This is a genomic window from Pantoea sp. PGP6, from assembly GCF_053474785.1.
This window is the reverse complement of the sequence record NZ_JBQBMA010000001.1, coordinates 1586629-1610333: the sequence shown is the minus strand read 5'-3', so window position 1 is coordinate 1610333 and position 23705 is coordinate 1586629. Positions and strand designations below refer to the sequence as shown.

The following is a 23705-nucleotide window of genomic DNA, read 5'->3' as shown; positions in this document are numbered from 1 at the left end:
ACTCCTCTAACATAGCGCCAACATAAAAAGTGTGCAAATGTAACAAATCTGTTTGAAGAACAAACAGCAGATTGCTAGATTGACAAAATATTGCACACTTAACCGCCAGACGTGCCCTTTCGGTAGATATTTCGAACAGCGATGCGAGGACGTGAGATGGGCATTATTTTTGACAAACCCTTGATTGGCGTAGTGATGTGCCAGAGCCACATCGGTGGCCATCTGACGCAAACGGTGCACAACAAATACCCCGACGCGGTGATCCTCGCGGGCGGCGTTCCGCTTGCCCTGCCCCACAGCCTGATGAACGCTCCCCACCTATTAGAAAACGCTATGACGGTGCTGGATGGCCTGCTGCTGACCGGCAGTCCGAGCAATATCGAACCCTGGCATTACGGTGAAGCCGGTGAAGAACCGCACGCCGATCCGGGTCGCGATCGTCTCGCCTTCCAGCTGATTACCTGGGCCACCAGCCGAAAGATGCCGATGCTGGGGATCTGCCGTGGAATGCAGGAACTGGTGGTGGCTAACGGCGGTGCGCTGTGGCGCGATCTCAGCCAGCAAAAACAGTTCCAGCGCCATCATGAAGATGAGACCCAGCCGCTGGATCAGCAGTACGCCCCGGCGCATCCGGTGACTATTGAAGCGAATGGGCTGCTCAGTTCCCTGCTCGACAGCACGCAGCCGCTGCAGGTTAACTCGTTGCATCATCAGGGCATACGCGAACCGGGCCCGCAGCTGCGGGTTGAAGCACGCGCGCCGGACGGGCTGATTGAAGCGGTCAGCCTGCGCCATCATCCCTTCGCGCTGGCGGTGCAGTGGCACCCGGAATGGCAGGCGGATCGCACAACCGGCTCGCGTCAGCTGTTTGACGGTTTTATCCAGGCCGCAGTTCGCTTTCATAAGGAAAAAGATCATGAATGATGCCACGCTGGCACCCGGACGCCGGCTGTCGCAGATCCGTCAGGCGCTGGGTTTGTCACAGCGCCGCGTGGCTGAACTGGCGGGCCTGACCCACAGCGCCATCAGCACTATTGAGCAGGATAAAGTCAGTCCGGCCGTCAGTACCTTACAGAAGCTATTAAAGGTATATGGGCTTTCCCTGTCGGAATTTTTCTCAGAACCGAAAGCCGACGCCACGCCTAAAGTGATTGTCCGTCCGGACGATCTGCTGGAAATCGGCAGTCAGGGCGTCTCGCTGAAGCTGGTCGAAAATGGCAATCCGCAGCGCTCGCTGGGCATGCTGCTGGAAACCTATCAGCCTGGCGCCAGCACCGGCGAAAAACTGCGTCATCCCGGTGAGGAGACCGGCACGCTGCTGGCGGGCGAAATCACCTTAGTGATTAACGGCCAGAGCTTTCACCTGTACGCCGGTGAAAGTTACGTGATTGATACCGGCCTGCCGCACAGTTTTACCAATACGTCTGACGAACCCTGCCGCATTGTCAGTGCCCATACGCCTGCCAATTTCTGAGCGCATCAAGGAGGTAGTTATGAATTACGTGGAGAGTTATTACGCCGCGACCGCCAATCCGCACGCGCCGTGGCCGACGTTGCAGGAGAGCATTCAGTGTGATGTCTGCATTATTGGCGGCGGCTTCACCGGCCTGTCGGCGGCGCTTCATCTGACCGAAGCGGGTTACGAGGTGGTGGTGCTGGAAGCAGCGCGCATCGGCTTTGGTGCCAGCGGGCGCAACGGCGGTCAGGTGGTCAATTCCTACAGCCGCGATGTGGACGTGATCGAACAGCGTTACGGTAAAGAGAGCGCACGGATGCTGGGCAGCATGATGTTTGAGGGAGCAGAGATCATCCGCGATCGTATAGATCGTTACGCCATTGCCTGCGACTACCGGCCCGGCGGCATTTTTGCGGCACTTAATGCCCGCCAGATGGCGCACCTGCGTAAACAGAAAGCGTTATGGCAGCAGTATGGCAATCATGATCTGGAGTTGCTGGATGAGCGCGGGATTCGTCGTGAAGTGGCGACCGAGCGCTACGTCGGTGGGTTGCTGGATCGGCGCGGCGGCCATCTGCATCCGCTCAACCTGGCACTGGGTGAAGCGGAAGCGATTCGGCGGCACGGCGGACGTATCTATGAACAGTCCGCCGCAGTGAAAGTGGCCTACGGCTCGCCAAATCGGGTAAAAACCGCGCACGGTGAAGTCACTGCAAAATTTGTGATTTTCGCCGGTAATGCCTATCTGGCCAGTGAAGTTGAGCCCCGTCTGAGCGGTAAAAGCATGCCGTGCGGATCGCAGATTGTGGCCACCGAGCCGCTGTCACCCGATCAGGCGCTGTCGCTGCTGCCGAATAATCATTGCGTGGAAGATTGTAATTATCTGCTCGACTATTTTCGTCTGACCGCCGATAACCGGCTGCTGTATGGCGGTGGCGTGGTTTACGGCGCGCGCGAGCCGGGCGATATTGAGGCGCTAATCCGGCCAAAGCTACGCCGCACCTTTCCTCAGTTGCAGAACGTAAAGCTGGATTTCAGCTGGAGCGGTAATTTTCTGTTAACGCTGTCACGTATGCCGCAGTTTGGCCGGCTGGAGAATAATGTCTATTTCATGCAGGGCGACAGCGGCCACGGCGTGACCAGCACCCATCTGTCCGGCAAGCTGATCAGCGAAGTGCTGCGCGGTGATGCCGAACGCTTTGATGCCTTCGCCCGCCTGCCTCACCTGCCATTTCCCGGCGGACGACGTTTCAAGGTGCCACTGACCGCCATGGGCGCGGTGTGGTACGCCATTCGCGATCGTTTAGGGGTTTGATGTAGCGCCAGGCCCCTGCCCGGCGTGCTTAGCTGAAAAGCGGGATCGGGGCAGGCTCTGGCGTGCTTTCGCAGGCTTTAAGTATGTTGTAACTATGAGATGGCAGGCGTGGTCTGGCTTGATGGCTGTTCCGGTGACGTGCGCCCGGAACAGCAGCTTCCGCTTTACTCCAGCGGCATTTTAACCGGATCGTCGTAGCGATATTCAAAGCCCAGCTCGGTGCAGATGCGCGAGCCATCAATCAGTTTGCCGCTTTCGTTAGCGGTTTCCGGCGCGAAGTGTGGCGGTTGCAGCCCCAGCTGACGGGAGACCGCCGGGTAAAAGGTATCGCGCGACGGATGTTTTGCGGCGCACAGGTTATAGACCCGTCCCCCTTTTGGCGTCTGCAGCAACAGCGTAATCGCCTCAACCACGTCATCCAGATGTACCAGGTTAACGCCCTGTGACCCATTCGCCACATCCTGCTTACCGGCCAGAAACCGGCCCGGATGGCGCTTCGGTCCCACCAGCCCGGCAAGGCGGACGATATCGACGCTGGTGCCCGGCAGATCGTGCAGCCAGTTTTCCAGTTTAACCAGCGTTTTGCCGGCCACGGTTTCGGGCGTCAGCGGAGTGGTTTCGCGTTTGATGCCCGATCCGCTGCCGTACACCGAGGTCGAGCTGGTAAAGATGATGCGCGGAACGTTATAGACCAGCGCGCTGTCCACCACGTTCTGGACCGCCTGCAGATAGGCTTCGCCCCCTTCCGCCGTGCGGCTGGCGGGTAACGTCACCACCAGCGCATCGACGTTGAACAGCGGCTCGACATCGGCGGCATCACAGATAAGTTCCGGCGTCAGCTCCAGTTGAAAGGCTTCGATGCCGCAGCGGCGTGCCGCATCCACCCCATCCGGCGTGGTTTTGCTGCCGGTTACCTGCCAGCCTCGTGCGGTTAACGCCGTGGCCAGCGGCATGCCCAACCAACCCAGCCCCACAATTGCGACCTTCTTCATTTTGACTCCTGGCGTAAAACATCAACCCTGACTTCAACGTAGTTTGCCCCCGGATTGCAAATCAGAACAACCTGTTTCAGTGCTTTCCGAACCACCTGGTTAAAAAAGGGTTGCCAATCGCGGCCATCTTCGCTAGGTTAAACCTCACAAATGAATACTCATTCATCTACGGAATTTTTTATGACACGCGTTCAGTTCAACCATCACCACCACCATCATCCTGACTAGTCTTTCAGGCGATGTGTGCTGGAAGACTTTTAAGATCTTCCAGTGGTGCGAACGCAAGAGAACCCCCGGAAGATCGTCTTCCGGGGGTTTTTTTATGGGCTGAAGCATATCCACCAACCAGGACAGGAATAATAGCCTATCCCATCAGGCTATTTTATTTGCCACTCTGGCCCTGGGCGGTGCTCACCATCCTTACGTACTGCGTGTACGTTCCGGTTGTTGCGCGCTGTCCGTGACCAGACTGACTGCAACAATATACGCCTACCGGAATAGGCTTAAAGAGGACAGGAACCATGTTAGATAACACCCGTTTACGCATAGCTATGCAAAAATCCGGCCGTTTAAGTGATGATTCACGCGAACTGCTGGCGCGCTGCGGCGTTAAAATCAACCTTCAGCAACAGCGCCTGATTGCGTTTGCGGAAAACATGCCGATCGATATCCTGCGGGTGCGTGATGACGATATTCCTGGCCTGGTGATGGATGGCGTGGTCGATCTGGGGATTATTGGCGAGAACGTGCTGGAAGAAGAGCTACTGTCTCGCCGTGCCCAGGGTGAAGACCCGCGCTACTTCACGCTGCGTCGCCTCGACTTCGGCGGTTGCCGTCTGTCGCTGGCGATGGCGGTTGATGATGAATATACCGGTCCGCAATGCCTCGATAATGCCCGCATCGCCACCTCTTATCCGCACCTGTTAAAGCAGTACCTCGATAAAAAAGGCGTCAGTTTCAAAACCTGTATGCTGAACGGTTCCGTTGAAGTGGCAACCCGCGCCGGTCTGGCAGATGCGATCTGCGATCTGGTCTCGACCGGTGCCACGCTGGAAGCCAACGGTCTGCGCGAAGTCGAAGTCATTTACCGCTCAAAAGCGGTGCTGATTCAGCGCGACGGCGAGATGCCTGCCGCCAAACAGGAACTGATCGACAAGATGATGACCCGTATTCAGGGCGTGATTAAAGCGCGTGAATCGAAGTACATCATGCTGCACGCGCCAAGCGAGCGGCTGGAAGAGGTCATCAGCCTGCTGCCCGGTGCCGAGCGCCCGACCGTGCTGCCGCTGGCCGGTGATGTCAGCCGCGTGGCAATGCACATGGTGAGCAGCGAAACCCTGTTCTGGGAAACGATGGAAAAACTGAAAGCGCTGGGTGCCAGTTCGATTCTGGTGCTGCCAATTGAGAAGATGATGGAGTAAGCCATGGCCTTTTCTACCCCGATTGACTGGCAGCAATGCAGTGCAGAACAGCAGCAGGCGCTGTTGTTACGTCCGGCTATTGCCGCCTCAGAGAATGTGACCCAGACGGTACGTGACGTGCTGGAGCAGGTAAAGGCGAACGGCGATCAGGCCCTGCGCACCTTCAGCGCCCGCTTCGATAAGGCGCAGGTTGATAATCTGCGCGTTACGCCGCAGCAGATCAGCGACGCCAGTGCCCGGCTCAGCGATACGCTGAAACAGGCGATGGCGGTGGCGGTAGCCAACATCGAAACCTTCCATAATGCGCAGATCCTGCCGCCGGTCGATGTTGAAACCCAGCCGGGTGTGCGCTGCCAGCAGATTACCCGCCCGGTTCAATCGGTCGGGCTCTACATTCCTGGCGGCTCTGCGCCGCTGTTCTCTACCGTGCTGATGCTGGCAACGCCAGCGCGCATTGCCGGATGCGGGCGCGTGGTGCTCTGCTCACCGCCGCCGATTGCTGATGAGATCCTTTATGCTGCCCAATTGTGTGGCGTTGAAGAGGTGTTTCAGGTCGGCGGCGCGCAGGCGATTGCCGCCCTCGCCTTTGGCACCGAAACGGTACCGCGGGTAGATAAAATTTTTGGTCCGGGCAATGCCTGGGTGACGGAAGCGAAGCGCCAGGTCAGTCAGCGGCTGGACGGGGCGGCAATTGATATGCCGGCCGGTCCATCAGAGGTGCTGGTGATTGCCGATGCGGGTGCCACGCCCGCCTTCGTCGCCTCGGATCTGCTGTCCCAGGCCGAGCACGGTCCGGATTCGCAGGTTATCCTGCTGACGCCTTCGCGGACGCTGGCCGACGCGGTCGCTGACGCGGTTGAGCAGCAACTGGCGCAGTTGCCACGTGCCGCTACCGCGCGTCAGGCGCTGGAGAGCAGTCGTCTGATCGTGGCGCGCGACCTGCAGCAGTGTGTAGAGATTTCAAATCAGTATGGCCCGGAGCACCTGATCCTGCAGACCCGCCAGCCGCGCGAGCTGGTGGAGTCAATTACCAGTGCCGGTTCAGTATTCCTCGGCGACTGGTCGCCGGAATCGGCGGGTGATTATGCGTCGGGCACCAATCACGTGCTGCCGACCTACGGTTATACCTCGACCTGTTCCAGCCTGGGTCTGGCTGATTTCCAGAAACGCATGACGGTACAGGAGCTGACGCCGCAGGGCTTCCTTAACCTGGCCGCCACCATTGAAACGCTGGCTGCCGCCGAGCAGCTGGATGCCCACAAAAACGCTGTCACCCTGCGCGTTGCCGCACTGAAGGAGCAAGCATGAGCCAGAATATCGAGCAACTGGCGCGCGCCAACGTTCGCGCGCTGACGCCTTATCAGTCGGCACGCCGGCTGGGTGGTAATGGTGATGTCTGGCTCAATGCCAACGAGTTTCCGCTGCCGGTGCCGTTTGAGCTGTCGCAGCAGACGCTGAACCGCTACCCGGAATGCCAGCCCAAAATAGTGATTGAGCGTTACGCGGCCTATGCCGGCCTGAAACCGGAGCAGGTGCTGGTCAGCCGCGGCGCCGACGAGGCGATTGAACTGATCATGCGGGCGTTTTGTGAGCCGGGCCAGGACGCGATTCTGTTCTGCCCGCCGACTTACGGCATGTACAGCGTCAGCGCGGAAACCATCGGCATTGAGTACCGCACGGTGCCTGCGCTGGCCGACTGGCAGCTTAACCTGCCTGCCATTGCGGACCAGCTGGAAGGCGTTAAGGTGGTTTACCTCTGCAGCCCGAATAACCCGACCGGCAACCTGATCAATCAGGATGATATCCGTCAGCTGCTGGCGATGACCGCTGGCAAAGCGCTGGTGGTGGCAGACGAAGCCTATATTGAGTTCTGTCCGCAGGCGACGCTGACCGGCTGGCTGAAAGATTATCCCAACCTGGTGATCCTGCGCACCCTGTCGAAAGCCTTTGCGCTGGCTGGCCTGCGCTGTGGCTTTGCTCTGGCGAATCAGCCGGTAATCGACCTGCTGATGAAGGTGATTGCCCCCTATCCGCTGGCGACGCCGGTGGCGGATGTGGCCGGTCAGGCGCTGAGCGAGCAAGGCATCGCCCTGATGCGTGAACATGTGGCACAGCTCAACGACAATCGCAGCTGGTTACTGGCGGAACTGGCGAAGCTGGCCTGCGTCGAGCAGGTTTTCGCCAGTGAAACCAACTACGTGCTGGCGCGGTTTACCGATTCACCAGAAGTGTTTAAAACCTTATGGAATCAGGGCATTATCCTGCGTGACCAGAACAAAAATCCGGGCCTGTCGGGATGCCTGCGCATCTCCATCGGCACGCGTGAAGAGTGCGGACGTGTGATCGCCGCGCTGCAAGCCTTATCTGTGGAGCAAGCATGAGCCAGAAGACCCTTTTTATTGACCGCGACGGCACCCTTATCTCTGAGCCGCCTGAAGATTATCAGGTGGATCGCATGGACAAACTGGCCTTTGAGCCGGACGTGATCCCGGCACTGCTGGCGTTGCAGGCCGCCGGTTACCGTCTGGTGATGATCACCAATCAGGATGGACTGGGCAGCTCAAGCTTCCCACAGGCGGACTTTGACGGCCCGCACAACCTGATGATGCAGGTGCTGACCTCGCAGGGTATCGCGTTTGATCAGGTGCTGATTTGCCCGCACCTGCCGGAGGAAAACTGTGACTGCCGCAAGCCGAAAACCAAAATGGTGGAAGCCTGGCTGGCCGAAGGCGCGCTGGATACCGCCAACAGCTACGTGATTGGCGATCGCCTGACCGATGTGCAACTGGCAGAGAACATGGGCATTCAGCCGATCCGTTACGGTGCCGAAGGGGAAAACTGGCAGACCATTCAGCAGCGTCTGACCCAGCGCGATCGCCATGCGCTGGTGCAGCGTAATACCAAAGAGACCCAGGTGCGGGTCGAGCTGTGGCTGGATCGCGAAGGCGGCAGCAAAATCAACACCGGCGTCGGCTTCTTTGACCACATGCTGGACCAGATTGCGGTGCACGGCGGTTTCCGCATGCATATCGAAGTGAAAGGCGATCTCTATATCGACGATCACCACACGGTGGAAGATACCGGGCTGGCGCTGGGTGAAGCATTGCTCAAAGCGCTAGGCGACAAGCGCGGCATTGGCCGGTTTGGCTTTGTGCTGCCGATGGATGAATGTCTGGCACGCTGTGCGCTGGATATCTCCGGCCGCCCGCACATCGAATTTAAAGCGGAATTCAACTATCAGCGCGTTGGTGACCTGAGCACCGAAATGGTTGAGCACTTCTTCAGTTCCCTCTCCTACGCCATGATGAGCACCCTGCATCTTAAAACCAAGGGTAAGAACGATCATCACCGCGTCGAAAGCCTGTTTAAAGCCTTTGGCCGCACCTTGCGCCAGGCAATCCGCGTTGAAGGTAATACGCTGCCGAGCTCGAAAGGAGTGCTGTGATGAACGTGGTGATCATGGATACCGGTTGCGCCAACCTCTCGTCGGTAAAATGGGCGATTGAACGTCTGGGGTATACCCCGGAAGTCAGCCGCGATCCCGATGTGGTACTGCGCGCCGACAAACTGTTTCTGCCGGGCGTCGGTACGGCGCAGGCGGCGATGAATCAGCTGGAAGAGCGTGACCTGATCGATCTGGTCAAGGCCTGTACCCAGCCGGTGCTGGGTATCTGTCTCGGCATGCAGCTGCTGGGACGCGGCAGTGATGAAAACGGCGGCGTGCCGACGCTGGGTATTATCGACCAGCCGGTCTCGCTGATGGACACGCACGGTCTGCCATTGCCGCACATGGGCTGGAACCAGATTACCGCGCAGGCGGGCAATCACCTGTTCCGCGGCATTGATGAAGGCTGCTACTTCTACTTCGTGCACAGCTACGCCATGCCGGTTAACGCCTGCACTATCGCCCAGTGTCACTACGGTGAAGCCTTCACCGCGGCGGTGCAGAAAGATAACTTCTTCGGCGTACAGTTCCACCCGGAACGCTCGGGCAAAGCGGGCGCGCAGTTGCTGAAAAACTTCCTGGAGATGTGATGATTATCCCCGCGTTAGATTTAATCGACGGCAAAGTGGTCCGTCTGCATCAGGGCGATTATGGCCAGCAGCGCGATTACGGCAGCGATCCGTTGCCGCGTTTGCAGCAGTATACGCAGGAAGGTGCCACGGTGCTGCATCTGGTGGACTTAACCGGCGCGAAAGATCCGGCAAAGCGGCAGATTGCGCTGCTGAAAACCCTGCTCGACGGCGTCGACGTGATTGTGCAGGTCGGCGGCGGCATTCGTCATCGTGACGATGTGAAGGCGCTGCTGGACGCCGGAGCCAGCCGTGTGGTGGTCGGTTCGACCGCGGTAAAACAGCCTGACGAGGTAAAACGCTGGTTTGCCGAGTTTGGCGCAGAGGCGATTGTGCTGGCGCTGGACGTGCGCATTGATGCTGATAACCGCAAAGAAGTGGCGATCAGCGGCTGGCAGGAAGCGGCGGGCGTCACGCTGGAGCAGGTGATCGCCGATTTTCAGCCAGTCGGCCTGAAACATGTGCTGTGCACTGATATTTCCCGCGACGGCACCCTGAGCGGCTCAAACGTTGCACTTTACCAGGAAGTGACCGCTCGCTTCCCGCAGATTGCCTTCCAGTCCTCGGGCGGCATTGGTGAACTTAACGATATCGCGGCCCTGCGCGGCAGTGGCGTCCAGGGCGTGATCGTCGGACGTGCGCTGCTGGAAGGTAAATTCACAGTTTCGGAGGCTATTTCATGCTGGCAAAACGGATAATTCCCTGTCTTGATGTACGTGACGGCCAGGTGGTGAAAGGCGTGCAGTTTCGCAATCACGAGATCATTGGCGACATCGTGCCACTGGCGCAGCGTTATGCCGCCGAAGGTGCCGATGAGCTGGTGTTTTATGATATCACCGCCTCATCCGATGGCCGGGTGGTTGATAAAAGCTGGGTATCGCGGGTCGCTGAAGTGATCGATATTCCGTTCTGCGTGGCTGGCGGTATCAAAACCCCGGAAGACGCCGCGCGCATTCTGGAGTTCGGTGCCGACAAGATTTCGGTTAACTCACCGGCGCTGGCCGATCCCTCGCTGATTACCCGGCTGGCTGACCGCTTCGGCGTACAGTGCATTGTGGTCGGCATTGATACCTGGTTCGATGAAGCCAGCGGCAAGTATCAGGTCAATCAGTACACCGGCGACGAAGCCCGTACCCGGGTGACGCAGTGGGAAACGCTGGATTGGGTGCAGGAAGTGCAGAAGCTGGGTGCTGGCGAAATCGTACTAAACATGATGAACCAGGATGGCGTGCGTAACGGATATGACCTGGTGCAGCTGAAAAAAGTGCGTGAAGTCTGTCATGTACCGCTGATCGCCTCTGGCGGCGCAGGCACCATGCCGCATTTTCTCGAGGCATTTACCGATGCCAACGTCGATGGCGCGCTGGCGGCCTCGGTGTTCCATAAGCAGATTATCAATATTGGTGAGCTGAAAAGCTTCCTGATCGACAACGGAGTGGAGATTCGCGCGTGTTAACCGAACAACAACTGGCCCAGCTCGACTGGGACAAAACTCAGGGCATGATGCCGGTGATTGTGCAGCATAACGTCTCAGGCGAAGTGCTGATGCACGGTTATATGAACCAGCCGGCGCTGGAAAAAACCCTGGCCGAAGGCAACGTGACCTTTTTCTCGCGTACCAAAAACCGGTTATGGACCAAAGGCGAGACCTCCGGCAACTTTCTGCAGGTAGTCAGCATCACGCCAGACTGCGATAACGATACGCTGCTGGTGCTGGCGAATCCCATCGGTCCGACCTGCCATCTCGGCACCTCCAGCTGCTTCTCCCCGGCCGCTGCGGAGTGGACCTTCCTCTATCAGCTGGAGCAGCTGCTGGCGTCACGTAAGAGCGCCGATCCTGAAAGCTCCTACACCGCCCGGCTCTACGCCAGCGGCACCAAGCGCATCGCGCAGAAAGTAGGAGAGGAAGGCGTTGAAACCGCCCTGGCGGCCACGGTTAACGATCGCCATGAGCTGACCAATGAAGCCTCCGATCTGATCTATCACCTGATGGTGCTGTTGCAGGACCAGGACTTAGACTTCAGCGCGGTAATCAATAACCTGCGCGCCCGTCATCAGTAAAATGTGCAATAAGCTGCTCAAAATCCGGCTGAGTCGACGATTTTGAGCAGCATCCTTCTCAAAAACAACTCTGCCAGGGATGGGATTTGACTATCTCGATCAGCGCATTGAGAGCTGGCAACGATGAATAAAACACTGTCGCCCCTGGAACGAGAAGCCATTATGCTCACGCTGCGACAGCAGTTTATTCAGGAAGAGCTGACGCAGGGCGAGCTACCCAAGCTGCTTCGTAAAAAAGTGTTGGGGTTTTCTCAACAACGCTACGCGCTGCTGGCAGGAATTAGCCGACGGACGCTGTCCGATATTGAGCAGGATAAAGGCAACACCACCTTAACTACGCTGAATCGCGCCTTTAAACCGTTCGGTCTCAGGACAGGGCTATTACCACATCGGCCAGCCGCATCTGCTGCAAATCCTGATCCAGCAACGCACTGCGCCAGGAGAGCACCATGACAACCCATGAAAAACTGATCGCCCTGCTCGACCAGCACCAGGCACGCTATCGACTGATGGAACATCAGGCTACCGGTAAGTGCGAAGCGGTGGCGGCGATCCGCGGTACCGAGGTCGGTCAGGGTGCCAAAGCGCTGGTCTGCCACGTCAAAGGCAATGGTGTTAAGCAACATGTCCTGGCGGTGCTGCCCGCCGATCGTCAGGCGGACCTCAGCAAAGTGGCTGCCGCAGTGGGTGGACGTCGCGCCTCGCTAGCCAGTCCGGCAGAAACCGATGCCCTGACCGGCTGTGTGTTTGGCGCTATCCCGCCATTTAGCTTTCACCCCGCTTTAGCCCTGGTGGTTGATCCGCTGCTGTTTGAACGCTATCCGGAGATCGCTTTTAACGCCGGTCTGCTGGATCGCTCGGTGATCCTTAATACCGAAGATTATCGGGCGCTGTGCCGTGCTAACGTCGTGAAAATAATCCAGTAATTGCCATCAATGCGGGTCAACGTTACTCTGCGTTAACCCTCATCACGACAAAAGAAGACCTTAATATGGCAATGAACCGCTTTTCTAACCGCCTGCGTCAGACGCTGATGCTGGCTGTAATGGCTGGCAGTACCTTTGGTGCGCAGGCAAAAATCGACCAGGTACGCTTCGCCGTTGATCCCACCTATCCTCCGTTTGAATCCAAAACCCCGCAGGGTAAACTGGTCGGTTTCGATATCGATCTGGGCAATGCGCTTTGTGCCCAGATGCAGGCGAAGTGCGTCTGGGTTGAGAGCCAGTTTGACGGCATGATCCCGGCGCTGAAGGCGCGTAAGTTCGATGCCATCCTGTCGGACATGGGCATTACGGAAGAACGTCTGAAGCAGATCGATTTCACCGTGCCACTGTACGACACCCACACCCAGCTGATTGCCCGTAAAGGTGCTGGCGTGCTGCCGACGGCGGAATCCCTGAAAGGCAAAACGGTGGGTGTTGAACAGGGAACGGTGCAGGAGCGTTATGCCCTGGCGAAATGGCAACCGCATGGCGTGAACGTGGTGCCGTATGGCGATCAGGCACAGGTCGAGAGTGATTTAGTTGCCGGTCGTCTGGATGCGGTGTTTACCGATGCGGCGCAGGCGGCAATTGGCTTCCTCAAACATCCGCAGGGGAAAGATTTCGAGCTGGCAGGCCCGATTGTTCAGGATCCGATTATCGGTCCCGGTACCGCTATTGGCCTGCGCAAAGGTGACGCGGAGCTGAAAACCGCGCTGGATAATGCCTTTAGCGAGATCAAGAAGAATGGCACCTTCGACCAGATCCAGAAGCGCTATTTCGCCACCGATATCTCTATTCAGCAGTAACGGCGCGAGCCGGCTTTTCCGTCATTGACTGCGATCCGGCACTATACTCTAACCTTTTCGGGACGGCGCGCTGTCGTCCTTCGCCGACTACAGGACATTAACACGGTATGCATCAACAACATCATCCTCTGTTAAGCGCCTCTTTAGGCACCCAACGTGAAATCATCAGTTTCCATTTTGCTGAAAACCACGCGCGTCAGGTTTATATCCAGGCTGCGCTGCATGGCGACGAGTTGCCGGGTATGGCGGTGGCGTGGTTTTTAAAGCAGCGGCTGCAGGCGCTGGAGTCAGCCGGCCAGCTGAGAGCCGCTTTCACACTGGTGCCGGTCGCCAATCCGCTGGCACTGGGCCAGCACTGGCACGGCACTCATCTTGGTCGTTTTCATACCTTATCGGGACAGGATTTTAATCGCCGCTTCCCCTCGCTGGGCGAGACGCTGGCAACCGGGCTGGCCGACAGTCTGACCCAGAGCGAAGCGCAGAATAAAACGCTGATCCGTGAGGCGATCGATCGTCACTACCGCGATACGGTGCCAAAAACCGAGCTGGATGCGCAGCGTTTTACCCTGATGCGTATGGCCAGCCAGGCGGATCTGATGATTGATCTGCACTGTGACTGGGAAGCGGTGCCGCACCTTTACACCACGCCGCACGCCTGGCCTGATATCGAGCCGCTGGCGCGCTGGTTAGGCAGTGAAGTACAACTGCTGGCGCAGATTTCAGGCGGCGAACCGTTTGATGAAGCCTGCTGTGAGCCCTGGCTGACGCTGGCCGAACGTTATGGCAAAGATTTCCCGATGCCGCGCGGCTTGCTGCCGGTCACTCTCGAACTGCGGGGTGTGCGCGATGTCTCTCCGGAGCAGGCAGAGAAAGATGCTGATGCGATTATTTCGGCGTTGCAGGAAGGCGGCTATATCGGTTACAGCGAACCAGCGGTGTCGGTGGAAGTGGCGGCCCCGGTAATTGGCGGCGATGAACTGGTATCGGTGACCACCGGTGGCGAAGATGTGGTGGCAATTGGCGAAAACGGTATCGGTCTGAGCGCGCCTGAGGTGGTCGAAGCAGCCGATGAGCAGAGCATGATTAAAGAGCGCTACAGTGAAGGTTCAGCTACGCCTTCGCCTGCCCTGAAGAATCCACCGACGCCATTGGCGGCCTGTGAATACATTCATTCGCCGGTTTCCGGTTTGATCCTGCACCGCAAGCCACTGGGCGCGCGGATTCGCGCTGGCGAAGTGGTGGCAGAAATTGTTGATCCGGTCACCGATCAGATCACGCCATTAATGGCTGAGCACGGTGGCATTCTGTATGCGAGACACTGGGTACGGTTTGCAACGGCAGGCATGCTGGTGGTGAGACTGGCGGGCGAGAGTGAGATTCGGAGCGGGGATTTACTGGTGGGATGAAATGATTATTTAAGCCCCACTTCCCTCTGGTACTTGCTGACAACTAAGGGCTTTTTCATAAAAAAAGCTCTTATTGCTTGCTTAGCGCAACGAATTAAATTACAAAAGCCTTACAATTTCTTTACCTTTTACGCAGTAAATTTGAGGATATATGAAGCAAAGGCTATTGGAGCTGGATGGTTGCAGGGGGTTACTATGCTGGACAGTTGTAGCAGGACACTGGATTGGTAGCAGAATGGGATGGGGAAATGTCAACTTTTCGCATTCCTACATCTCTGTAGACGGTTTTTTTATATTATCTGGCATAGTATTGTCTTACATCTATAAAGATAAACTACTGGGCTCAAACAGAGAATATTTTAAATACGCCTTGCATCGCCTTGAACGACTCTATCCTTTGCACTTTCTTACTTTCGTCATAACCTTTTTAATTTACAGTAAATTATTCAATGGCTTTCCTTTCGAAGATCCAGGTTTAACGGCAATATACAATATACTTTTGATACATGGACTAGGTTTTGCCTCATCATGGAACTGGAATGATCCAAGCTGGTCAATATCTGTAGAATTATACACATCTATTTTGGCATTCCCATTATTGATAAAACTTAGAAGCAACCTCACACTGATATCTGTAGCCGCCATATGCTATATTCTTGTTTATGCAAAGCACCATAATCTTGAAGCTGCAACAGATGTCCACCTATATATCTTTTCTTCCGGCATGCTCAAATGCATTGCAGGCATTTCCCTTGGAATTTTAATCTCAAATTTATCTGATTACACATCTTCTAAACAAGATGCAGGTTTAAAGAAAACGTTTTTGCAGACCATAGCTGTGGCTATAGCGGGATACTTTATTTATACAAAAGATCCTATCCATGCTTATGATGGACTGGTAATAGTTTCTTTCTGCTACATATTTTTTACATTGATAAATTATTCTAGCTTCTGGAATCATCTGGCAGCCAATAAAATGATGGTCTATTTTGGTAATATAAGCTTTTCAATATATTTGCTACACACTCCTTTAATGTTACTGCTTGATCATGCTAGCTTTTTCAGGAAGAGTGGTTTGATAATGCAAACATTGATTTTTGCCGTGCTGTTAGTCACTTTCTCACATTTCGTATACAACCAATTTGAATTACCAATATATAAGAAACTCAAAAAGAGTTCAGATAATGCTATTAGTAGCAATTAGCATGGGGAGATTTACTAGCCTCATCGCTCCTGAGTAAATATCTTACTTTAGAAGTATACCTTAAAAAAAAGGCCTCCGAAGAGGCCTTAATTATTTTTAAATTAGTCTAACCACTCAGTGTGGAACACACCGTCTTTATCAATGCGCTTGTAGGTATGCGCACCAAAGTAGTCACGCTGCGCCTGAATCAGGTTGGCAGGCAGCACTTCTGAACGGTAGCTGTCGTAGTAAGCAATTGCCGCAGAGAAGGTTGGCGTTGGGATACCGTTCTGAATCGCGTAAGAAACAACATCACGCAGCGCCTGCTGATACTGATCGGCGATATCTTTGAAGTACGGTGCCAGCAGCAGGTTAGCGATGCTTGCATCTTCAGCGTAGGCATCGGTAATTTTCTGCAGGAACTGGGCACGGATGATGCAGCCAGCACGGAAGATCTTGGCGATTTCACCGTAGTGCAGATCCCAGTTGTTCTCTTCTGAAGCCGCACGCAATTGTGAGAAGCCCTGCGCATAAGAGACGATTTTACCGAGGTAGAGTGCGCGACGCACTTTTTCGATAAACTCAGCTTTATCACCGGTGAAGGCTTGAGCCTGTGGGCCGCTCAGAACTTTGGAAGCCGCAACACGCTGGGTTTTCAGCGAAGAGAGGTAGCGAGCAAACACTGATTCAGTGATCAGTGACAGTGGCTCGCCCAGATCCAGTGAACTCTGGCTGGTCCATTTACCGGTACCTTTGTTCGCTGCTTCATCCAGAATCACATCAACCAGATAGTTACCTTCTTCATCTTTCTTAGTGAAGATATCTTTGGTGATATCGATCAGGTAGCTGCTCAGCTCGCCGTTGTTCCACTCGGTGAAGGTTTCCGCCAGCTCTTCGTTGTTCAGACCCAGTGCACCTTTAAGCAACGCGTAAGCTTCTGCAATCAGCTGCATGTCACCGTATTCGATGCCGTTGTGCACCATTTTCACATAGTGACCCGCGCCGTCCGGACCGATGTAAGCCACACAGGCTTCGCCATCTTCTGCACGCGCCGCAATCTTATCCAGAATTGGAGCAACCAGCTCATAGGCTTCTTTCTGGCCGCCAGGCATGATAGATGGGCCTTTCAGTGCGCCCTCTTCACCGCCGGATACGCCGGTACCGATGAAGTTAAAGCCCTGGTCTGACAGCTCTTTGTTACGACGAATGGTGTCTTTATAGAAGGTGTTACCGCCATCGATCAGAATGTCGCCTTTATCAAGATGTGGCGTCAGTGAGGCGATAGTTTTGTCGGTCGCTTCACCTGCCTGAACCATCAGCAGGATACGACGTGGTTTTTCCAGCGATTCGACAAACTCTTCAACGGTGTAAAAAGGAGCAAGCTTCTTGCCCTGGTTCTCCGCGATGACTTCATCCGTCTTTTCGCGTGAACGGTTAAAGATAGAAACAGTGTAACCGCGGCTCTCAATGTTAAGAGCCAAGTTGCGGCCCATCACTGCCATACCTACAACGCCGATCTGTTGCTTGGACATTTTTTACTCCCGTCTGATTTGAGACTAATAATCATTCAAAAAATGAGCTTTTTAATGATACATGATGTGGTTAATGAGTTACATGGGCTTATAAGAATCAAGCACTAACAGACAAAACCATAAGACACCGACACCATTAAATATAAAAAAGGGCTATATTTTATGACGTAGTTGCTCTATCTCTTCTTCACATGACCTTACACGTTCTATATAACGTTGAAGTTCCGAAGCTATAATTTCATTTTCTTTCTTTAAATTTTCAAACATATCAATTGCTGCATAGGCATCAAGAGTTGATTGCTTTGATTTACGCTGCTCGAATTCAAGACGCCCCTGGAGGTCAAGAATGATCGGCATCAGCACATCTGTAGGATTAACCTCAGTGTCTGAATCACCATAATCAGCATCAAAATTAGCGAAGGCGTTATCGATAGCCCTATCAAAATCAGCGGGTAACGCGGGATTAACCCAATAATCTGTCAAGAGATAAGCCAGCATTTTCTTTTGAAATTCATTCATTTTTTCCGGATGATCTACAAAAGCTTTTTTAAGATCATTCTTATCGGAAATCATGTTACAGCATTGCTGCCATTCACATTTACCGGCACAAAAAACTGAGGCCCCATCTATTAAAGCTTCAACTCCAACACCAGAATTTATTGTAATGACGGATTTTGATTCCCTTATCAAACTATGAATATTGCTATTTGTTCGGATTACCCAAGGGTTGTTTTGTGTTAGTAAAGTAATAGTTTCTTCGATAGCAAAAGACTGACAAAAAGGATGACGCTTAACAAGTAAATAAACCTCATTCTCTTTGGCTAATTCAGCGGCATCGACGAGTAATTTTATACCATCGTAATCACTGTGATTTGAAACCGGATCATTTTGAACTTGCATAGGGTAAAACACAAAATCTTTTGCAACTTCAGGTAGCGCCTCATCTGACTGAGGATATTTAGATTCATTTTTTTCAATGAACTTTAATTTCCATTCTTCCAAAATAGCTTCGACATTTTTTTCATCTAAATTGTCTATCAATAATTTATATTTATTAAAATTTAGCGAAATATCTGACCATCCAGAGTAACCTGATAAATCCATTGAAAATAAAGGTGTTACAGCCGCCTCTTTCATTCTTACGACATTTTTTTCAACACCCCAGGAATGATAAGAAAAAACCAAAGAACCTTTTTCAGGCTTCCGTGGCGCTTCATCTGCCCCAAAGGGGACTTCTCTAAAATACAAAGGTATTTTTCTTTCTGTAAGGGCAATGATTAAATTGGCAATAAAGGATTTATGTTTATGTCCATCGACTGGGTTTTTTGTCCAGGAGACAGGAACTTCTACAACTAATTTTGCAGGCATCAATTTCTCCACTTTATCACTCAAGTTCATTGTATATACCTAGTGTTTTTTCAATCACATAAGTTGAGCAAAAACGCGACTTTACTCTTTCTCGAGCGTTAATACCGAAATCTGACCTCAGTTGCTTATTATTTATTAGCATTTCTAGTTTACAAACAAGGTCATTTAAATCTTTTTTGACAATAAAACCCGTAACGTTATTAATAATGATGCTGCTGCACCCACCAGTATCATATGCTATACAAGGGCGTCCGATAGCTGCAGCTTCAATTAAAATTCTAGGCACACCTTCGGCATATACAGAAGGTAATGCAACAATGTTAGCACCCTCGATTAGTTTTCTCACATCATCACGCTGACCGAGCCAGTTTATAGCATTTGCATCAGACCATTTTTTTATAACACTTTCCGGTATAGAATCAGGATCATTTTTTACACTAATACCAGCGACCTGCAGTTCAAAAGATATGCCTTTCTCTTCCAGCTTATTTTTGGCTTCTATCAGATCGGACAATCCCTTGCTCCAGATAAGCCGACTTGCAAAAAGAACTACAGGGAGAGAGTTAGAAGGATCAACAGAATATCTGAACTCTTCAGTGTTAATACCCGCACCGTCAATCACCGTCGTTTTTTGCGCATCAATGCCTGTAATTTCGGTAATTTTTATCCTATCTAACTCATGTTCAAATATAAAAAAAACATCTGGCTTTGCACTTATCCAACGGTAGAGTGCTGAAACGATTTTTTTAATAAATTCGTATTTTTTTGAGTTCGACGAGAAAACACGCCCCAGCCCTACAAAACTTAGAACAAGTTTTTTACGAAAAAGCTTTGCATAAAAACCACCGATAAGGCATGGCTTGATAGTAATACAATGCAAAATATCCGGCTTTATTTTTCTGATTATATTAAGAGAGCTAAGCAGATCTCTGATTACCACTAACGGATTTAATGATTGCTCAGACATTCTGGAGTTATGCGTTTTAATCCCCAAAGTTTCAAAATCATCTAAAATTTTAAAATCTTCAAAGTTACATACTACATGAACTTCGTATCCGCTCTCTTTTGCCGCTAAAGCACGTTCTTTCCAATGTAGATTAAAGTACCAGTCAGAATTAATATAAAAACAAAGCTTTTTCATTAACGCCTGCCATTTTTAAAACCCTTGAATTTAAAACTTACTCCATCAACAACACCTTTAGTTAAGTTGGTTAAATATTTTAATTTGCTTTCGGATTTAAAAGCCATCAAATAATACTTAACTAATCGTAACGAGATGGAGAAAATACTAAACGGCTTTCGTTCTGAAAAAAGATAACGGGATAATATTAAATTCCTCGATAAGTAGTATATTTTCCATGGCATCATGGCCGTTGTAGACTCAACGACATCATGATGAAAAATCAAATATGGATTGTATAAAATCTTATATCCTTTAAGCTTCAATCCCCACGAATAAAAGACATCATCAAAATAAACGAAAAGCTCTTTGTTAATACTTTTATATGTCGTCTTAAGAGTATTGAAATCAATAAAAACCCCAACAAAAGAGAACGTGGAAATTTCTGTTATCTCTGATTCGTTAGCTTCAAAAAGAAAAGGATTTTTCCGGTAATTTATTAATTCTCCAGCGCTATTAGGAATGTTCAACCAGGGAACATTCATTTTACAACGCGAACCTTTCATATCCAAAACATTGGTCGCGATAGCATGCGCATTTTGTTTATCACTTGAAATGAATTTTTCGAGCAGCGTCAAATCTGGATAAGCATCGTCGTCGAAGAACAGCACCCAATCAGGGGTGCTGTTATCTACGATCCATTGTGAGCCTCTAAAAAAGCCACCTGCGCCACCATCATTGATATCGCTAGAAATTATTTTTAAACGTGGATCTTGTATATCGAGTAACCAATCAGACGTGCCGTCAGTTGATGCGTTATCCACAATTACTATTTCGTGAAAAAAGAGTGGTTCAATTGCAGCCCAACACTTTTTAAGCTTTTCAAGACGATTGTAGGTGACAATTAAAGCAGCAATTTTCATCTAGGATTAACCGAAAAAACAGGCATTGTATTATTATTTACAAGAGCTTCACGGTACTTATCTACCACCTCTAAAGCCTCTTTAATTGTGACATCCATATCCAGGTAGCGATAAGTCCCTAAGCGACCAATAAAAGTAATATTAGTTTCTTTTTCTGCTTCATCCAGATATTTATTCAGGAGTTCCATTTCTCCCATCTGGCGAATAGGATAATAAGGTATGTCTTTATCAGTGCATGCCCGGCTGAATTCTTCATAACATACAGATTTGTCATGACTCTCCCAGGGAGCAAAGTATTTATGCTCGGTGATGCGAGTATAGGGAACTTCAACCTCACCGTAATTCATAACTGCACAGCCTTGATAATCTCCTTCAGCTTCAAATCTTTTGAAATCCAAAGTTCTATAACCTAAGCGACCTAAAGAGAAATTGAAATATCCGTCTAAAGGACCACTGTAGAAGACATGATCATATTTTTCTTTATCGTTCTTTTCAAAAGTGGTATTTAGTTCTACGCTGATATTTTTGTGTTCTAAAATGGACTCAACAATTGCTGTATAACCATTTTTCGGCATCCCCTGAAACTTATGATTAAAATAATTATCATCATAGTTAAATCTTACAGGCAATCGTTTCAAAATAGATGCTGGTAATTCCTTTGGTTCCATTCCCCATTGTTTTATTGTATAACCTTTGAAAAAGGCTTCGTATAATTCCTTACCGACAAAACGTAATGCTTGTTCTTCAAAAGTTTGAGGATCAACAATACTTTTATCGCCTTTTGAATCAATCAATTCTTTAGCTTCAGCTGGATTGCACGTTTTGCCAAAAAATTGATTTATTGTATGCAGATTGATCGGTAGCGAATAAACACTCCCATTTACAGTGGCTTTGACGCGATTTATATAAGGCATCATCTCACCGTATGAGTTTATATAGTTCCATACTTTTTCATTATCAGTATGAAAAATATGTGGCCCATAAGTGTGTACCATCACATCTGTGTTTGCATCTCTTTCACTATAACAGTTTCCCGCTATATGATTTCGTGAATCAATGATACGGACTTTATGGCCATCTTCAGCTAATTCACGGCCGATAACAGCACCTGAAAAACCTGCACCAACAATAAGAATATTCTTTTTCATGTTTTAACCTAAAATTACACGACGAACTCTGTAATAATTACGAGCAATTAATTGTCTGCGTTTACTGCCGACTGGAGCATACTTATTAAAATATGGCATCAATTTTCTTTTAATTTTAGTCTGAAATAATACCTCGTGATCAGAAATCGCGGTCTGCATCGACATATTGCTTTTATTCAAGCGATCATAAACTTCTTTTTGCCATGGAGTCGCATTTATGTAGGACATGAAATTATCAAAAAAGTCCACATGAGGTGCATCCCACGGTTTATTCTCTCCCGCAAAATGTATCATTTTTGGCTGTTTTCTTGATTGCAGAAAACCCATATAAGTTTCGAATTTCAAATTTGGGAAGAAATCATCTGTGTTTCCATTTCCATGATATACGTTCCATTCACCTGGAAGATAATGAACACGATCATAGAAAACCTTATTCATAATATCCTGATCCAGGAACCAATATCTGCGCGATTTCATGGCGTCCATAAGTTTGGCATAGGTATTCTCTTTTTTCATTTGCGTTATATTAAAGAGAATAATTCCAGCCTGAAAATATTTATGCGTATCCTTCATCTCCAGAACTTTTTCAAGATACTCATTAGCAGTCAGGTCTTTAGGTTCATCAATATGTGCAATAGCACCAAATTTGACAAAGCCTTCCATTACAATGTCTCTGACTGCTGCGATTAAATTTTCCCCAAGCTCAATATGAACCAGTTCAGCAACATCACTCTCTACTATCGTATCAGCATCGATGAATAATACTTTCCCGAAGTCTGCAAAAATAGAGGGTATAAATAACCTTGCATAAGTAGCTGCGCTAAAATGTGCCCGAGTGTAAACACTTTTCATTTCGCTAAAGGCATTTACATCAAAAAATCGCAATGAAAAATTACTTTTACCCTTAATTAAAGAATAAAAACGCGCCTTATTTCTGGCAGACACTCCGTTTTCCAGCACTACAATGTCATAATTGTCGTTTGGATAACTATTTTTTACAATAGAGTTTATAAGCGCGCCACCACTTAGTGAATAGTTATCATCAAAACAAATTACGATCGGAACATTATTTTCAGCAAATGCAGGCTTAAGTGTACCGTTAAAGGTTTCAGTTTTTACAAATGTTCTTTGTAATTCTTTTTTCTTTAAGCCAGAAATCTTTTCTTTATGGATTAAAAATATATTGAAAAGACGTTCCGAAATATGACCTATAACCCTCTTTTCTTGCGCGTTATAGTTTTTCATAGAAAAATTAATTTCAAGATCGTCAAATATACTGAACAACCATTCTGAATACTCCGCAAAAAGCTCAGACTTCATGACAAACATATTTGTATAATAACCATCATGAGCACTATTAAATGTTTTTACTGCAGCTGCATATTCTGGATAAAGATATAAAAGACTATCTATAGCAGCTTGATAGTCTTCAATATGGAGATACTGTGAGACCTTATAGTGTTCGTAGTTGTTCTTACTACCAGCTTGCTTAACACTCCATTTTTTTGGCAGTAAAATATCGTTATCGGCAATTGCTTGAATGACAGATTCTTCATTCAAACCAAATTTTGTTTCATAGGCCTCACAAATGATCTCATCATTCACCACACCCCAAACATCTTCTGGATAATCCTGCTTGCTGGAGAAATTCAGATGACGTCTGTAATGCATGAAGCCAACATATTGAGATGAAATATCATTTTTCCACACCCAATATTGCGCAGTCAGTTCGCAATAAAAGGGATTTTTAAAAGAAATATTATCACCTGTGTCATCACCTTCACAGCAAATATCGTTGTAACTATTAGCCTTACCTACATGAAGAGGTTTAATTATTGGTGATGATAAAAATGCGCTTGGTTTATGGTGGCTGGTATACAGTTTTACTTTTTCTTTATATATATTCATTCGATGCTT

At 50.2% G+C, this 23705-nt stretch carries 24 protein-coding genes and 1 other annotated feature; of the genes, 17 read left to right on the top strand and 7 right to left on the bottom strand.

What is annotated here, in order from left to right; translation table 11 throughout:
• The first annotated feature begins 156 nt into the window (after positions 1-156).
• Genes puuD through ACLIBF_RS07575 form a run of 3 tightly spaced genes read left to right on the top strand, consistent with a single transcriptional unit; the run spans position 157 to position 2771 of the window.
• Entirely contained in the window at positions 157-924 is a 768-nt protein-coding gene (gene puuD, locus ACLIBF_RS07585) for a gamma-glutamyl-gamma-aminobutyrate hydrolase (RefSeq protein ID WP_046288220.1), read from the top strand.
• Positions 917-1474: an HTH-type transcriptional regulator PuuR gene (gene puuR / locus ACLIBF_RS07580; protein WP_031375362.1), complete on the top strand. Its 558-nt coding sequence runs from the start codon at positions 917-919 to the stop codon at positions 1472-1474. The genes puuD and puuR overlap by 8 nt, the downstream gene beginning before the upstream one ends.
• Positions 1475-1493: 19 nt before the next feature.
• Entirely contained in the window at positions 1494-2771 is a 1278-nt protein-coding gene (locus ACLIBF_RS07575) for an NAD(P)/FAD-dependent oxidoreductase (RefSeq protein WP_031375361.1), read from the top strand.
• Positions 2772-2935: 164 nt separating this feature from the next.
• Here ACLIBF_RS07575 and ACLIBF_RS07570 read toward each other — a convergent pair whose 3' ends face one another.
• A complete protein-coding gene (locus ACLIBF_RS07570; RefSeq protein ID WP_279810459.1) occupies positions 2936-3763 on the bottom strand; it encodes an SDR family oxidoreductase in 828 nt (275 codons plus the stop codon).
• A 180-nt stretch (positions 3764-3943) separates the two neighbouring features.
• On the opposite strand from ACLIBF_RS07570, the gene hisL reads away from it, so the two are divergent.
• The 14 genes from hisL to ACLIBF_RS07500 all read left to right on the top strand — a co-directional run bounded on the left by hisL (position 3944) and on the right by ACLIBF_RS07500 (position 15718).
• Positions 3944-3991 (top strand): his operon leader peptide, encoded by a 48-nt coding sequence (gene hisL, locus ACLIBF_RS07565; RefSeq protein WP_100396937.1) that lies wholly within the window; start codon positions 3944-3946, stop codon positions 3989-3991.
• Positions 3967-4087 (top strand) — a sequence feature (His leader region). Its footprint overlaps the gene before it by 25 nt.
• Before the next feature lie 197 nt (positions 4088-4284).
• The gene (gene hisG / locus ACLIBF_RS07560; RefSeq protein WP_031375359.1) at positions 4285-5184 is read left to right on the top strand and encodes an ATP phosphoribosyltransferase; all 900 of its coding nucleotides are present in this window, start codon (positions 4285-4287) and stop codon (positions 5182-5184) included.
• Positions 5185-5187: 3 nt separating this feature from the next.
• Positions 5188-6492 carry a histidinol dehydrogenase gene (gene hisD / locus ACLIBF_RS07555; protein ID WP_279810460.1) on the top strand — a complete coding sequence of 435 codons (1305 nt, stop codon included), beginning with the start codon at positions 5188-5190 and terminating at the stop codon, positions 6490-6492.
• Positions 6489-7565 (top strand): histidinol-phosphate transaminase, encoded by a 1077-nt coding sequence (gene hisC, locus ACLIBF_RS07550; RefSeq protein WP_159223587.1) that lies wholly within the window; start codon positions 6489-6491, stop codon positions 7563-7565. Before hisD ends, hisC begins: the two co-directional genes overlap by 4 nt.
• Complete coding sequence (hisB, locus tag ACLIBF_RS07545; protein WP_031375356.1) at positions 7562-8629, top strand: bifunctional histidinol-phosphatase/imidazoleglycerol-phosphate dehydratase HisB; 1068 nt, start codon at positions 7562-7564, stop codon at positions 8627-8629. The genes hisC and hisB overlap by 4 nt, the downstream gene beginning before the upstream one ends.
• Positions 8629-9219, top strand: coding sequence for an imidazole glycerol phosphate synthase subunit HisH (hisH, locus tag ACLIBF_RS07540; protein WP_279810461.1), 591 nt, complete (start codon positions 8629-8631; stop codon positions 9217-9219). Before hisB ends, hisH begins: the two co-directional genes overlap by 1 nt.
• A complete protein-coding gene (hisA, locus tag ACLIBF_RS07535; protein WP_031375354.1) occupies positions 9219-9956 on the top strand; it encodes a 1-(5-phosphoribosyl)-5-[(5-phosphoribosylamino)methylideneamino]imidazole-4-carboxamide isomerase in 738 nt (245 codons plus the stop codon). The genes hisH and hisA overlap by 1 nt, the downstream gene beginning before the upstream one ends.
• Complete coding sequence (gene hisF, locus ACLIBF_RS07530) at positions 9938-10714, top strand: imidazole glycerol phosphate synthase subunit HisF (protein ID WP_031375353.1); 777 nt, start codon at positions 9938-9940, stop codon at positions 10712-10714. Before hisA ends, hisF begins: the two co-directional genes overlap by 19 nt.
• A complete protein-coding gene (hisIE, locus tag ACLIBF_RS07525) occupies positions 10708-11319 on the top strand; it encodes a bifunctional phosphoribosyl-AMP cyclohydrolase/phosphoribosyl-ATP diphosphatase HisIE (protein WP_089561749.1) in 612 nt (203 codons plus the stop codon). Before hisF ends, hisIE begins: the two co-directional genes overlap by 7 nt.
• A 123-nt stretch (positions 11320-11442) precedes the next feature.
• Complete coding sequence (locus ACLIBF_RS07520; protein ID WP_279810462.1) at positions 11443-11772, top strand: helix-turn-helix domain-containing protein; 330 nt, start codon at positions 11443-11445, stop codon at positions 11770-11772.
• Complete coding sequence (locus tag ACLIBF_RS07515) at positions 11769-12245, top strand: YbaK/prolyl-tRNA synthetase associated domain-containing protein (protein ID WP_279810463.1); 477 nt, start codon at positions 11769-11771, stop codon at positions 12243-12245. The genes ACLIBF_RS07520 and ACLIBF_RS07515 overlap by 4 nt, the downstream gene beginning before the upstream one ends.
• A 71-nt stretch (positions 12246-12316) precedes the next feature.
• Entirely contained in the window at positions 12317-13108 is a 792-nt protein-coding gene (locus ACLIBF_RS07510) for an ABC transporter substrate-binding protein (protein ID WP_089561771.1), read from the top strand.
• 107 nt (positions 13109-13215) lie between these two features.
• Entirely contained in the window at positions 13216-14514 is a 1299-nt protein-coding gene (locus tag ACLIBF_RS07505; RefSeq protein WP_279810464.1) for a succinylglutamate desuccinylase/aspartoacylase family protein, read from the top strand.
• A 151-nt stretch (positions 14515-14665) separates the two neighbouring features.
• Positions 14666-15718 carry an acyltransferase family protein gene (locus ACLIBF_RS07500; protein WP_279810465.1) on the top strand — a complete coding sequence of 351 codons (1053 nt, stop codon included), beginning with the start codon at positions 14666-14668 and terminating at the stop codon, positions 15716-15718.
• A 101-nt stretch (positions 15719-15819) separates the two neighbouring features.
• On the opposite strand, the gene gndA is transcribed toward ACLIBF_RS07500, so the two are convergent.
• The 6 genes from gndA to ACLIBF_RS07470 all read right to left on the bottom strand — a co-directional run bounded on the left by gndA (position 15820) and on the right by ACLIBF_RS07470 (position 23696).
• On the bottom strand, positions 15820-17229 hold the full coding sequence (gndA, locus tag ACLIBF_RS07495) for an NADP-dependent phosphogluconate dehydrogenase (protein WP_046288219.1): 1410 nt from the start codon (positions 17227-17229) through the stop codon (positions 15820-15822).
• A 153-nt stretch (positions 17230-17382) separates the two neighbouring features.
• Positions 17383-18627 carry a capsular polysaccharide export protein, LipB/KpsS family gene (locus ACLIBF_RS07490; protein ID WP_448309502.1) on the bottom strand — a complete coding sequence of 415 codons (1245 nt, stop codon included), beginning with the start codon at positions 18625-18627 and terminating at the stop codon, positions 17383-17385.
• On the bottom strand, positions 18614-19738 hold the full coding sequence (locus tag ACLIBF_RS07485; protein WP_279810144.1) for a glycosyltransferase family 4 protein: 1125 nt from the start codon (positions 19736-19738) through the stop codon (positions 18614-18616). The genes ACLIBF_RS07490 and ACLIBF_RS07485 overlap by 14 nt, the downstream gene beginning before the upstream one ends.
• Entirely contained in the window at positions 19738-20640 is a 903-nt protein-coding gene (locus tag ACLIBF_RS07480) for a glycosyltransferase (RefSeq protein ID WP_279810145.1), read from the bottom strand. Before ACLIBF_RS07480 ends, ACLIBF_RS07485 begins: the two co-directional genes overlap by 1 nt.
• The gene (gene glf, locus ACLIBF_RS07475) at positions 20637-21788 is read right to left on the bottom strand and encodes a UDP-galactopyranose mutase (RefSeq protein WP_279810146.1); all 1152 of its coding nucleotides are present in this window, start codon (positions 21786-21788) and stop codon (positions 20637-20639) included. The genes ACLIBF_RS07480 and glf overlap by 4 nt, the downstream gene beginning before the upstream one ends.
• 3 nt (positions 21789-21791) lie before the next feature.
• Complete coding sequence (locus tag ACLIBF_RS07470) at positions 21792-23696, bottom strand: DUF4422 domain-containing protein (protein ID WP_279810147.1); 1905 nt, start codon at positions 23694-23696, stop codon at positions 21792-21794.
• Between the last annotated feature and the right edge of the window lie 9 nt (positions 23697-23705).